Raw genomic sequence first — 12,470 nt, 5'->3', positions numbered from 1 at the left:
ATCTCCCATGCGGAAAGAGATATGCTTTGCTTTCAATCTGGAATAAATGAAAAGTCTCTTTCTGAGCAAATGATAAATCGATTATTGGGAAAAGGTGTATAATAGTAAAGTTAATTTATTTGAGCGGGAGTAGAGATCATTGGATAAACAAAATAGCAAGTATCGCTGGGTTGTCTTTGCCTCGGTACTGTTTACTTATTTTTTAATCGTAAGCCAAAGAACGGCACCGGGATTAATTACCGATCAGTTGATGAAGGATTTCAGTGTGTCCGCCTCGATGATTGGATTAATGACCAGCATTCAATTTTTGGCCTATGCTGGTTTGCAGATTCCGGTCGGAATCCTGGCGGATCGCTTTGGTCCCAATTTTTTCCTTGTTTGTGGGGCATTGCTTAATGGATTGGGAACTGTTATATACAGTTTAGCCCCGAACGGAACCGTCCTCCTCTTTGCGAGATTATTGGTGGGAATTGGCGATGCGACAATATGGGTCAATTTGGTTCTGATCTTAAGCCAGTGGTTTAAAGTAAAGGAATTTGTCGGATTACTTGGTATTGCTGGCGTGACAGGGAGTTTGGGCTTCTTATTGGCGACCGTTCCTTTTTCGGCATGGATTTCCTTAACGGGATGGAGAATGCCATTTTTGACAATCGGAATTCTTTTATGTCTTTGTGGTTTAATCCTTTATTTTGTCCTCGTGAAAAAACCAAAACAAACCATAAAGTCCGCTTCTCCATCGATGAAAATAGTCAAAAAACAAGAAAATATTATCCTTTTATTAAAGCGGATCTTTTCTGACCGCCAAGCATGGGCAACCTTCTTCTGTCACTTCGGTGCTGTTGGTACATATGTTGGTTTTATCGGTTCATGGGCCGTGCCGTATGGGATGCACGTTTATGGAATGACGCGTTCAGGTGCGAGTCAGCTTATTATGCTTGGTTTAATAGGGGCCATTATTGGCGCACCGTTGACATCATGGATATCAAGCCGTATGGATTCGATCAAACGTCCCTATGTCACGGTTCATATCTTCATTTTTTTAAGCTGGGCATCTTTCATTTTGTTTAATGGCAAGCCGCCGGTTTACATGCTGGTCATTCTCTTTTTCATTATCGGATATGGAAATGGTGCCAGCGCTTTAACCTTTGCCGTTGTTCGTAAATCCTTCCCAATGAAAGAGGTCGGAGTGGTTTCAGGATTTGCCAATACAGGCGGCTTTTTAAGCGCTGTATTGTTACCGAGTATCTTTGGGAAAGTATTGGATCATTATCACACTGCTGCAAGCAGTGTCGGGTACCACTATGGTTTTATTATTCCGGTCCTATTCTCATTTTTAGGCTTTGTTGGGGGAGTTCTTATTAAGGAAAAACCACAAAAGGAAACGCAAAAGGCAGCTTTGGAATAGTTTGGCTTATTTTTTAGGTTGACGATTGGATTCCGGTTCATTATGATGGTTAGAAGAGAATACCCGTACTGTGACGGGAGAGGTTCATAGCTGAAACCCTCTATAAAAAACTATGGATATATGGACTTTTTCCTATCCTCGTTTTTTATTGATTGGTTTACAAGCGGCTCTCTTGAAAGGTGGCGGGTTCCATTTTTCAAGGGGGTTTTTTCATGTCAGGACGTAAGCACGAAGAAGGATTAGAGGATTTAACCCTATTAGGGAATCAACATACACAATATTCATTTGAATATGCACCGGAAGTATTGGAGGCAGTAGATAATCTCCATTCCAATCGCGATTATTTTGTTAAATTTAATTGCCCGGAATTCACGAGTCTTTGCCCATTAACAAAGCAGCCGGATTTTGCAACGATGTACATCTCGTATGTGCCGGATAAGAAAATTGTCGAAAGTAAATCACTGAAATTGTATCTTTTCAGCTTCCGAAACCACGGTGACTTCCACGAAGATTGTGTCAATATCATCATGAACGATCTCATTAAGTTACTGGACCCAAGATATATTGAGGTATGGGGAAAATTCACGCCGCGCGGAGGTATTTCCATTGACCCATGGTGCAATTATGGAAAACCAGGCACGAAATATGAAGAAATGGCCCAATTCCGCTTGATGAATCATGATCTATATCCAGAGAAAGTGGACAACCGTTAAGCTTAAAAAACAAGAAGACCTTGGATTCCAAGGTCTTTTGTATTTAAATTGATAAATAATCCTAATGGTCCTGTAAACAAGCTGAAAGATACCCTATAATTATTTGATGGTGGCAGGCACCTGAGAAAAATTCCTAAATACTTACAATTAATATTCGATTAAATTGCTTTATAATAATGGAGGATAGTCATATAATTAAAGTTGCGAATTTTTTAGATGTGTATGAATTTGATAGAATTAGAACTTAACTGAAATAACAACTAGATTACATTTGTTTTATTCTAGATAAATCAATGAATGCCTCGTGGCCCATTTTTTTGGCGGGACGAGGGCAGGACATAAAATGGGGAGAAGAACGTATGAATAATAAGGCAGTTATTTTAGGATGCAATTATTATATCGGCCTGAGCGTAATCCGCTGCTTAGGAACGAACGGGATCCAGACAGTGGCGGTGGATTATTCGGATGAAAATACTTACGGGGCAAAATCAAAATATACTACTGAACGGCTGATCGCCCCTCATTATAAAAATGAATCAGAGAAATTTGTTCAATTTTTAATAGATTATGCAAAGAAACAAAGTGCCAAGCCCGTATTGTTTCCGTGCCATGATTCCTATGTGGAAGTCATTGATGAATATTTGGATGAAATCCGAAAATATTACCTGATTCCACAAACAGAAAAAGGCCTTTATACGAAGGCAATGAACAAAGAAGTCCTGCACAGGATTGCTATGGAAAAAGGAGTTAATGTTCCAGAGACGGTAAGGGTCAATGAAGAAAACCTTTTTGAAAAAGTGGAAAGCATCTTGAAATACCCTTGTATCGTCAAACCAACGGATTCGCCGACCTTCGTGGCAAAATTTAGAAGGAAACTTTTTAAGGTTCATAATCGTCAAGAATTACAAGAAGCGTTAAAGAAGGCCGAAGAGGCTGGCTTGGAAGTCATCATACAGCGGATTATTCCCGGCTTTGATGACCATATGCACACGTTTGATGCGTATTTAGACCAAAATTCAAAGGTCACCCATTGGGCAACCTTTCAAAAGTTCCGTCAGTATCCGATCAACTTCGGTGCGTCCGTTTATACGGGTCAAAAATATATCCCGGAGCTGTATGAAATCGGCGGTAAATTTTTGGAAGAAATCGGCTGGAAGGGCTTTGCCGAAATTGAATTTAAAAAGGATGCCGAAACCGGCAAGTTCTATTTAATTGAAATCAACGTGCGGACGACTAATTTTAACACGCTCATCAATAAAATCGGCCTTAATATGCCTTATATTGCGTATCGCGAGTTGACTGGAAACCCGCTTCCGCCAAAGGCCATCAAAGAGAATACCGGCCAGGTGTTCTGGTACGGGTATGAAGATATGCTGGCAGTAAAGGATTATATTAAAGAAGGTCAGCTTTCCGTCGGCAACGTATTTGCCTCCTATTTTAAAAAGCATGCCTATGCGATTTGGGATTGGAAGGATCCTGCTCCAGGAATTTCCTATGCAGGGATTATTGCCGGTAAGTTTGCCAAGAAAATTTTCAAGTAAATTTCAAAGAGGATAATGGAGTTGATTAAATGTTATTGACCGAAGTAATGAAGGGCCTAGAGTTTGAGCCGATTAAGGGAGATGTAAATATTGAAGTAAACTCCATTGCCTATGATTCAAGAGAAGTAGTAGAAAATGGCCTTTTCGTTGCCATTTCCGGCTTTACCGTTGATGGCCACCGCTTTATTGAAAAAGCGATTGAAATGGGTGCGACCACCATCATTGTCGAGCAGGACATTTGGGTGGAGGATTATGTCACCATCCTGAAAGTCGCCGATTCCCGTAAAGCATTAGCAAGAATTTCTGCAAATTTCTACGGGAATCCGACGGAAAAATTAAGCTTAGTTGGAATTACCGGAACGAACGGAAAAACTTCGACAAGTTACTTTATTAAATCGATCTTTGAACAGGCGGATAAATCCATTGGGCTGATTGGTACAATCGGAACGCTGATGGATAATAAGCTCATCAAGACTCAAAATACAACACCAGAATCGTTGAACCTGCAGCGGACATTTTCGGAAATGGTTCAGTTAAATACAGATGAATGCATTATGGAGGTCTCCTCCCATTCCTTAAGCTTAAACCGAGTGGCTTATTGCCATTTCAACACCGGGATTTTTACGAATCTATCTCCAGATCATTTAGAAATGCATCATAGCATGGAGGAATATTTTGAAGCAAAGGCCATGCTATTTGACATGACCCGCGATTATAATATTGTCAATCTCGATGACCATTATGGCCGCTTGCTGATTGATCGAATTAAAGACTATCATGTGAATCTAGTAACCTATGGAATGAATCAAGACGCTGATATATTTGCCACGGATATTGAATACCATGCCGACTATACGAATTTTACAGTCCATACACCGAAGGGAAGCATTGGCATCCGCGTCAATATTCCAGGGGATATTTATGTTTATAATAGTTTAGCGGCGATTGCATGTGCGTACTGTCACAATATTACGTTGGAAGAAATCCAGCAGGGAATTATGGCGGTTGAAAACATAAAAGGTAGATTTGAAGTGGTCTATAAGGACAAGGACTACCGAATTGTGATTGACTTTGCCCATACGGAAGATGGGCTGGAAAAGGCGCTGACGATGCTTCGGACCCATACGAAGGGGAAATTAATTGTCGTCTTTGGTGTCTATGCACCTGATAGTGAAATTGGTAGATTAAAGCGGCGAGCCATGGGTAAAGTGGCAGCGAAGTTTGCCGACCTGGCGATTGTCACCTCCGATAATCCGAAAGATCTTGATCCGAATTTTATTATTGAAGAAATAGTCGAGGCCATCGAAGAAGAGGATGGAAACTATAAAGCCTTTGTCGACCGGGCCGAAGCGATTCAATATGCCATTTTAACGAGCAGTAAAGAAGATACCATCTTAATTGCCGGCAAAGGGCATGAAACAGCCCAAATTGTTGGGAAAAAAGAAATTCCCTTCAATGAAACAGAAATAGTCATGGCAACCTTAAGGGATAGTAAACAATTAGTTTATTAATATCATAACGGATAATAATTAAAGCATTACGAAAGGTGACGAATATGTGTGGTTTTGTAGGTTTTGCAGATACAAAGGCTAACTTGGATAAAGCAGCAACAATTAATAACATGATGGACACCATCATCCATAGAGGACCGGACAGCGGCGGCGTATTTACTGATGATCGAGTGGCTTTTGGCTTTAGACGTCTTTCGATTATTGACTTATCAGACGAAGCAAGCCAGCCAATGTACAACGAAGACAAAAGCTGCGTCTTGATTTTTAACGGTGAAATCTATAATTTTGAAGAAATCAGAGAGGACCTTGTTGCTAAGGGTCATATATTTAAGAGCCACACTGACAGCGAAGTCATCATCCATGGCTATGAAGAGTATGGCGTTGATTTACTGCAAAAGGTTCGCGGAATGTTTGCCTTCTCCATTTGGGACTCCAAAAAGCAAACGATGTTCCTTGCGCGTGATTTCTTTGGGATCAAGCCGCTTTACTATACTCAAAATACAAACGATCAATCATTCATTTTCGGTTCTGAAATTAAAGCATTTTTGAAGCACCCTGAATTTAAGAAAGAATTGAATAAGGATGCCTTAAAGCCATACTTGACATTCCAATATTCCGTACAGGATGAAACCTTCTTTAAAGGTGTTTATAAGCTGAAGCCTGGCCATTATATGATTTATAAAGATGGCAAAACCGAAATCAAGCAATATTGGGATACCGGCTTCGACGAGAAGGAAGACAGCTTAGAGCATTATGTGGAAAAAATCAAACAGGCAGTGGAAGAATCCGTTAAATATCACAAAATCAGTGATGTAAAGGTTGGTTCGTTCTTATCAGGCGGGATTGATTCCAGCTATATTACGTCCCTATTAAAGCCAAACAAGACGTTTTCTGTCGGCTTTGCAGATCACGAAGGTATTTTTAATGAGACAAACCTTGCAAAGGATTTATCCGATATTTTGGGGATTGAAAACCACAAGACCGTGATTAATGCGGATGAGTGCTTTGAGAAGCTCCCTACGATTCAGTACCATATGGATGAGCCGCAATCCAATCCATCTTCTGTACCGTTGTATTTCTTAGCGGAGCTTGCCAGCAAGCATGTAACCGTTGTGTTATCAGGTGAAGGCGCGGATGAAATTTTTGGCGGTTATGAATGGTACCGTCCGACTCCGGCAATGGCGAAATATGAAAAAGTCCCATTTGCGGTTCGCCGCGGTGTTTCGAGAGTGGTAAAGAAGCTTCCGAAAAACCGAATCACTGCCTTCCTTGAAAAAGGCGGCTTAAAAGTGGAAGAAACCTTTATTGGCGAGGCAAAGGTTTGGGATGAGAATGATGCTTTAAATGTATTAAAGGATGATTATAAAAAAGCTCCTTCCGTTCAAAGCATTACCAAAAAGGTTTATGACAAGGTTCAAAACAAAGATGATGTCGCGAAAAAGCAATATCTTGATTTGAAGCTTTGGCTGCCGGGAGATATTTTATTAAAAGCGGATAAAATGAGCTGTGCCCATTCGATTGAGCTGCGCGTTCCGTTCTTAGACAAGGCTGTCATGTCAATGGCTTCAAACATCCCAACTCCGCTTCGCGTAAACGAGCAAAACACAAAGTATGCCCTACGGACGGCCGCAAAAGAAGTATTGCCGGAAGAATGGGCCAACCGTCCGAAAGTCGGCTTCCCGGTTCCAATCCGTTATTGGCTCCGTGAAGAAAAATACTACAATCTTGTCAAAGATATGTTCACATCCGATATGGCCAAGGAATTCTTTGACACTGATGAATTGATGAAATACCTTGATGCCCACTACAACGAAAAGAGCAACTATGCTCGTTATATTTGGACTGCTTATGTGTTCCTCGTTTGGTATAAGAAGTTTTTTGTGGAATTATAATCTTTTAGAAAAGCAGGTGGTAGAATGAAAAGCTTGGGCGTTATCGGGGGGATGGGACCGAAAGCAACCTCAGTATTTTTTGATAAAGTTGTGGAAAGTACGGCTGCCGATAAGGATCAAGACCATATCGATATGGTTATCCTTAACCATGCCACCTTACCCGATCGAACAGAAGCCATCTTGACCAATCGTGAAGCATTATTTTTAGAAGCCGTGAAAAAGGACTTCAAGCTTTTAGAATTAGCAGGGGTTGCGAATATCGCCATCCCTTGTAATACATCTCATTATTTTTATGAAGAAATGCAGGCGCTGACGGATATCCCGATTATCCACATGGTGGATGAAACCTTGAAGTCCATCTATTTGACCTATGGCGAAAACACCAAAGTCGGGATTTTAGCTACAAAGGGGACAATCAGCAGTGGCATATATGAAAAAGAATGTAATAAATATAATATGAAGCTGCATGTTCCGAATGAAGCTGTCCAAAAACAAACGATGGATATCATTTATAACATTAAAGGCGATGTTGCCATCGATCCTAATTCGTTAGAAGATCTAGTCCGCGATCTCATTTTCCATGAAAATTGCAGCTGTGTGATTCTCGCCTGCACAGAGTTGTCTTGCATTCAGATAAGTTCAGATGTAGCAAAGTACTGCGTCGACGCAATGAATGTCCTTGTTGAGCGGTCCATTGAGTTGTCTGGAGCAATATCTAAAAATGCAAAAAATAATGCGATTCCTTTATTTTCGTAATTTGCTAGTTTGGAGGATTCGTAGTGGAGGGTGGGATAATGATGGTAACCAATCAAGCTGAAAAATTTGCTGAATTTTTGTCGGAATCGTTTCGTGATGGTGTCAGCTTTCGTGAACTGAGGCTTTCCGTGGAAGAAGTGGATTATCTGAAAAAAAGATATCCCAAAGCCAGTGTGAAAAAGAGTCCAGCACGACAATACGCGGAGGATAAGTCCTGGTATGAAGTCAGCCTCATCTCCTCTATGCATTCTGTAAACGAAACCGAACTGGAAGCAATCCAAAGAGAAAATCAGAAATTAAAACAAGAGCTGGAGACGCTGAAAAAGTCGATAGCAATTTTATAAAGAGAAATTGCCCACTAAAAAGCCCAAACAAATCGTTGGGCTTTTTTTTATGAATTGGAATAAAATGTACATAAAAAGAAAATTTGTTGGAGGGAATATGGAGCTGCCAAAAAATCTTATTCTATCAAATGGATCGCTAAATGGTGATATAATTTTGAAAAAAGAAGTCCTTTATAAAGGGATAAACGGCAATCTTGTCGAACGGTTCTATCTTTCTCCAACGGAAAGCTATGTGTTTAAGCCATTATCGGGTAATGGGAGTAATGAGGTATGGGTCTATGAGCATGTCCTCCCTACGTTTCCACTAATCTATCCAAAAATGATTGCTCATTCTTCCAATTGGGTCATTTTTGAGGATCTTGGCGAGCTATCCCATGATTTTCAGGAGGAAAGTGTGGTCGGAGTTGTCAAGCAGATGGCGAACTGGCACTCTCTCCCCTTCGAGCACTTACTATCAGCACCTTTAGCAGGCCTAAAACCAAGCTTTGAGAAAATAGTGGCGGACGTCCTCTCGAAAAGACAGGAAATGGAGCAATTATTGCTGAAGTTGAAGATCGAAGAAAAGTTTATTTTCAGTGTTTATTCCCTGCTTGAAACAGTGGAATTTTCTCGGGAAATAGTTTTGTCTCATGGGGATCTGCATATTGGGAACTATGCAATCAAAAATAACCGTCTCATTGTTTTGGACTGGGAGCATGCCCATATCAACCTGCCCTACTGGGATTTATACCATCTGCTTGATATGTCCCATCCCCTATTTCCTAAAAGGATGACCAGTGAACTTCGCCGGCAGGCTCTGGATACCTATCTGGATAACATAGCCGCTGCGGTTGACTGCGAGGCCTTCATCAAGGAGTATCATTTATTTTCATCCGCCTTCTCGATATGGATGCTATTACTTATTTTCAATGACCTGCATTCTGAAAAAATGATATGGCCGAAGGAACGGCTCGAGGTGCAGTTGGAGGAGACGGTATTAAGCCTGGTTCAATGTGGAAGTTCATTATTATAACTGTGCAAAGAGGATGACCTGTCCGGTCATCCTCTTTTGATTGGTTATGCTCTTTGTTCAAATGTAGCCGCAATCCCTACAACAACATTAACGGCTTTTACCATGTTATTAACGGAAATAAACTCGAATTTCCCATGGAAGTTTTCGCCACCGGTAAAAATATTTGGGGTTGGCAAGCCCATGTAGGAAAGCTGCGAGCCATCTGTACCACCGCGGATCGGTTTAATCAATGGCTTAATATCCAATGTCTCCATTACCTGTTGGGCAATATCGACGATTTCCTTAACAGGCTTAATTTTTTCGCCCATGTTGTAGTATTGATCCTTCAATTCAAGCGAAATCTTATCTTCGCCGTATTTTTCTTTTAATTCATTTACAATCTGCTCAATAAACGCTTTTCTGGCGTTGAATTTTTCCCGGTCGTGGTCACGGATAATATAGTTCAGCTTTGTTTGTTCCACATCACCATTGAAAGAAATCAGGTGATAAAAGCCTTCATATCCTTCCGTATATTCCGGTGCTTCTTCTGCCGGAAGCTTGCTATGTAATTCCATGGCAATTTTTGCAGAGTTGATCATTTTGCCTTTGGCGGAACCTGGGTGAATATTGTTTCCTTGAATCGTGATTTTTGCACCCGCTGCGTTAAAGCTTTCGAATTCCAGCTCTCCTAGCGGACCGCCATCCACCGTATAGGCAAACTTGGCATTGAACGCTGCAACGTCAAACTTATGCGGTCCTCTGCCGATTTCTTCATCCGGTGTGAACGCAACGCGGACCTTACCGTGCTTAATTTCCGGGTGCTGAATGAGGTACGCCATTGCAGTCATGATTTCGGTTATTCCAGCCTTGTTATCGGCGCCGAGCAGTGTGGTGCCGTCCGTAGTAATCAGTGTATGGCCTTTATATTCTTGAAGACTTGGGAAATCCTTTGGTGAAAGAACAACCTTTAAAGCCTCATTAAGAACGATGTCACCGCCATCATAGTTTTCATGTACTTGCGGTTTGACGTCTTTGCCAGTGAAATCTGTCGCCGTATCCACATGAGCAAGGAATCCGATAGTTGGGACTTCTTTATCCGTATTGGATGGAAGCGTTGCCATTAAATAGCCGTTTTCATCCAAACTCACTTCCTGCATTCCGATGGCCTTTAATTCATCCTCAAGCATATGCAGCAATGTCCATTGTCCAGGCGTCGAAGGACATGTTTCACTGCTCTCATTCGATTGTGTGTCCACTTTTACATAGGAAGTAAATCTTTCAATGATCTCGTTCTTCACTTTTGCATACAACTCCCTTTTTGTGTTTCGTACATGTTTTATAATAGCACTTTATGGGTGGCGGTACACCTTTTTGAGTAGGGATAGTGTGAAGAATAGGCGGCTGCAATTGTCGCATAGTGAGTGCCAACTGTCGGATGGGTGCTTCCAACTGTCGCATAGCGAGTGCCAACTGTCGGATGAGTGCTTCCAATTGTCGCAAAGCAATCCAATTGTCGGATAGGCGGTTCCAACTGTCGCATAGCGAGCTCCAACTGTCGGATAAGCAACTCCAATTGTCGCTTTAAATTTTGCTAAGGTCCATTATATATGATCGATGTCGAAACGACCCTTCAATGTCCATATCCATACTTTGCAAAATGCGTTTTGCCATTTGAATATCCTCAACTTTTAGAAACTCCCTGCACTCACGATTTGTTATACTTCTTTGAAACAGTAAAAACCATTCAAGTAATGCTCTTTGATGGGCTAGTTGGTCAGTCGCCTGGCAAAACGGGCAAACCCATGTCCTAGGATGCTTCACCATCCCAATTCTACCGCACTTTTTACAAATGGCCCCTGGCTTAATATCCCCGAACGGTATGTGATAGGCTTCGCAAACTGGCTTTGGTATATAACGATGATGACTGTTAAGGAGCTCGGTGGTCAGCCAGTTAAAAGATCTAAATCCAACTTTTTGGCTTGTTGTGGGATGCTTCTAATATAGGAGGGAATCAAGTTGGGGAATAAGATCTTTGTTTTCGCCGGGGGAACGGCAACGATTTGTTTTGGATAAGCAAGGACTACCGCACCGAAAACGGGGAGGCTTATATTGTGACGTCGGAGCCATACGCCCATCAGCTCACAATTCCGTTCCAATTGAACAACCGGGCTTTCAAATCCATCCTTTTGACCATTCTCCCTTGTGCGAATCAATTGAGGTGGATTATCCTTGAACTCCAAAATCCCGGCTATATTTTTCACCTCGAGGACAACCCCATAAGAAGGTGTCATAAACCATGTATCAATTTGAGAGTCTGAAGTAGGCGATAAATCGTGGAAAATGCGGTGCTCGAATGAAAAAGGATGCTTGCGGAAGAGTTCTGCAACCCTTTCCTCTCCGCCAATTCCGGCTTCAAGCGAGGCTTGTTTCGCGGCTAACACTGGGAGGATGGGATGGCCACACGACAACCGATTTTGTGCGGAAATGATGCCTTCCAGTGAAAGGGACCAATCTCGATCTTTTACACTAATATGCTTTCACCTCCTTACACACCCATCTTAACACACCTCAAAAATTTAGGCTAAAAATTCCATTGACCACTATTGACCTAACTGGTCAACGTAGTTACAATAGCATTGACCAAATAGGTCAATGGAAACTAGAAAGAGGGCTGCCAGAATGTTTTCAAAATTTATGAACCTCGACCCAGAAAAACAAGACCGCATCATCAATGCTGCTATGAATGAATTTGCCCAAAAAGGCTACAATCTTGCATCGACCAATGAAATCGTGAAGGAGGCTGGCATTTCAAAGGGGCTGCTGTTCCACTACTTCGGAAATAAAAAGCAAATGTACTTGTTTTTGTTTGATTATTGTTATGACATCATTGCCGATGAGTTTTACAAAAAAATCAATCTAAAAGAAACCGATTTTTTTAACAGGATTCGTGAAGCAATTATTATCAAAATGGAGTTAATGAACAAATACCCAAACCTATTTAAGTTTATGGAAGAGTCTTATATGGAAGACTCTGCCGAAATAAAAGTGGAAGTTGAAAAAAGGTTCAAGGAAGCGACGGGCATTAATATGGGTAAGGTTTACGAGGGCATTGATTTTACAAAGTTCCGTGAGGACATGGATATCCAAAAGATCATGAAAATCATTTCATTTACCTTTGAAAAACTTAGTGAAGAGGAACTCCAGAAAGCGAAGCAAACCCCTTCACACCAGCTTGATTATCAAAGGATTCAACAGGAAGCTGAAGAATATTTCGAAATTTTAACAAAAGCTTTTTATAAATAGAGGGGGCTGTCACG

The 12,470-nt window shown here is 41.3% G+C and carries 12 protein-coding genes and 1 riboswitch; of the genes, 9 read left to right on the top strand and 3 right to left on the bottom strand.

Annotation, left to right across the window (positions count from 1 at the left end; genetic code table 11):
• Nucleotides 1–139: 139 nt before the first annotated feature.
• From ACZ5XR_RS26875 to ACZ5XR_RS26840, 8 genes are all read left to right on the top strand, one after another.
• Nucleotides 140–1,405, top strand: coding sequence for an MFS transporter (locus tag ACZ5XR_RS26875; RefSeq protein ID WP_464499492.1), 1,266 nt, complete (start codon nucleotides 140–142; stop codon nucleotides 1,403–1,405).
• Between the two features lie 73 nt (nucleotides 1,406–1,478).
• Nucleotides 1,479–1,525, top strand: a riboswitch (PreQ1 riboswitch).
• Between the two features lie 92 nt (nucleotides 1,526–1,617).
• Complete coding sequence (gene queF / locus ACZ5XR_RS26870; protein ID WP_464499491.1) at nucleotides 1,618–2,118, top strand: preQ(1) synthase; 501 nt, start codon at nucleotides 1,618–1,620, stop codon at nucleotides 2,116–2,118.
• Nucleotides 2,119–2,477: 359 nt separating this feature from the next.
• Entirely contained in the window at nucleotides 2,478–3,659 is a 1,182-nt protein-coding gene (locus tag ACZ5XR_RS26865; RefSeq protein ID WP_464499490.1) for a carboxylate--amine ligase, read from the top strand.
• A 29-nt stretch (nucleotides 3,660–3,688) separates the two neighbouring features.
• Complete coding sequence (locus ACZ5XR_RS26860; RefSeq protein ID WP_464499489.1) at nucleotides 3,689–5,170, top strand: UDP-N-acetylmuramoyl-L-alanyl-D-glutamate--2,6-diaminopimelate ligase; 1,482 nt, start codon at nucleotides 3,689–3,691, stop codon at nucleotides 5,168–5,170.
• Between the two features lie 44 nt (nucleotides 5,171–5,214).
• Nucleotides 5,215–7,062: an asparagine synthase (glutamine-hydrolyzing) gene (gene asnB / locus ACZ5XR_RS26855; protein ID WP_464499488.1), complete on the top strand. Its 1,848-nt coding sequence runs from the start codon at nucleotides 5,215–5,217 to the stop codon at nucleotides 7,060–7,062.
• 24 nt (nucleotides 7,063–7,086) lie between these two features.
• Entirely contained in the window at nucleotides 7,087–7,818 is a 732-nt protein-coding gene (gene cuyB, locus ACZ5XR_RS26850) for a cysteate racemase (protein ID WP_464499487.1), read from the top strand.
• Between the two features lie 38 nt (nucleotides 7,819–7,856).
• Nucleotides 7,857–8,162, top strand: a complete 306-nt coding sequence (locus ACZ5XR_RS26845) for a hypothetical protein (protein ID WP_464499486.1) — start codon at nucleotides 7,857–7,859, stop codon at nucleotides 8,160–8,162.
• 97 nt (nucleotides 8,163–8,259) lie between these two features.
• Nucleotides 8,260–9,174 carry a phosphotransferase gene (locus tag ACZ5XR_RS26840; protein ID WP_464499485.1) on the top strand — a complete coding sequence of 305 codons (915 nt, stop codon included), beginning with the start codon at nucleotides 8,260–8,262 and terminating at the stop codon, nucleotides 9,172–9,174.
• A gap of 44 nt (nucleotides 9,175–9,218) precedes the next feature.
• Here ACZ5XR_RS26840 and pepT read toward each other — a convergent pair whose 3' ends face one another.
• From pepT to ACZ5XR_RS26825, 3 genes are all read right to left on the bottom strand, one after another.
• Nucleotides 9,219–10,451: a peptidase T gene (gene pepT, locus ACZ5XR_RS26835; RefSeq protein ID WP_464499484.1), complete on the bottom strand. Its 1,233-nt coding sequence runs from the start codon at nucleotides 10,449–10,451 to the stop codon at nucleotides 9,219–9,221.
• Nucleotides 10,452–10,489: 38 nt separating this feature from the next.
• Nucleotides 10,490–10,693: a hypothetical protein gene (locus ACZ5XR_RS26830; RefSeq protein ID WP_464499483.1), complete on the bottom strand. Its 204-nt coding sequence runs from the start codon at nucleotides 10,691–10,693 to the stop codon at nucleotides 10,490–10,492.
• Between the two features lie 403 nt (nucleotides 10,694–11,096).
• Nucleotides 11,097–11,594 carry a nuclease-related domain-containing protein gene (locus ACZ5XR_RS26825; protein ID WP_464499482.1) on the bottom strand — a complete coding sequence of 166 codons (498 nt, stop codon included), beginning with the start codon at nucleotides 11,592–11,594 and terminating at the stop codon, nucleotides 11,097–11,099.
• A gap of 238 nt (nucleotides 11,595–11,832) precedes the next feature.
• Here ACZ5XR_RS26825 and ACZ5XR_RS26820 point away from each other — a divergent pair, with 238 nt between their 5' ends.
• The gene (locus ACZ5XR_RS26820; protein WP_464499481.1) at nucleotides 11,833–12,456 is read left to right on the top strand and encodes a TetR/AcrR family transcriptional regulator; all 624 of its coding nucleotides are present in this window, start codon (nucleotides 11,833–11,835) and stop codon (nucleotides 12,454–12,456) included.
• Nucleotides 12,457–12,470: the final 14 nt, after the last annotated feature.

Source organism: Neobacillus sp. Fa239 (genome assembly GCF_055395235.1).
This window is presented reverse-complemented; position numbering and strand designations above follow the sequence as displayed.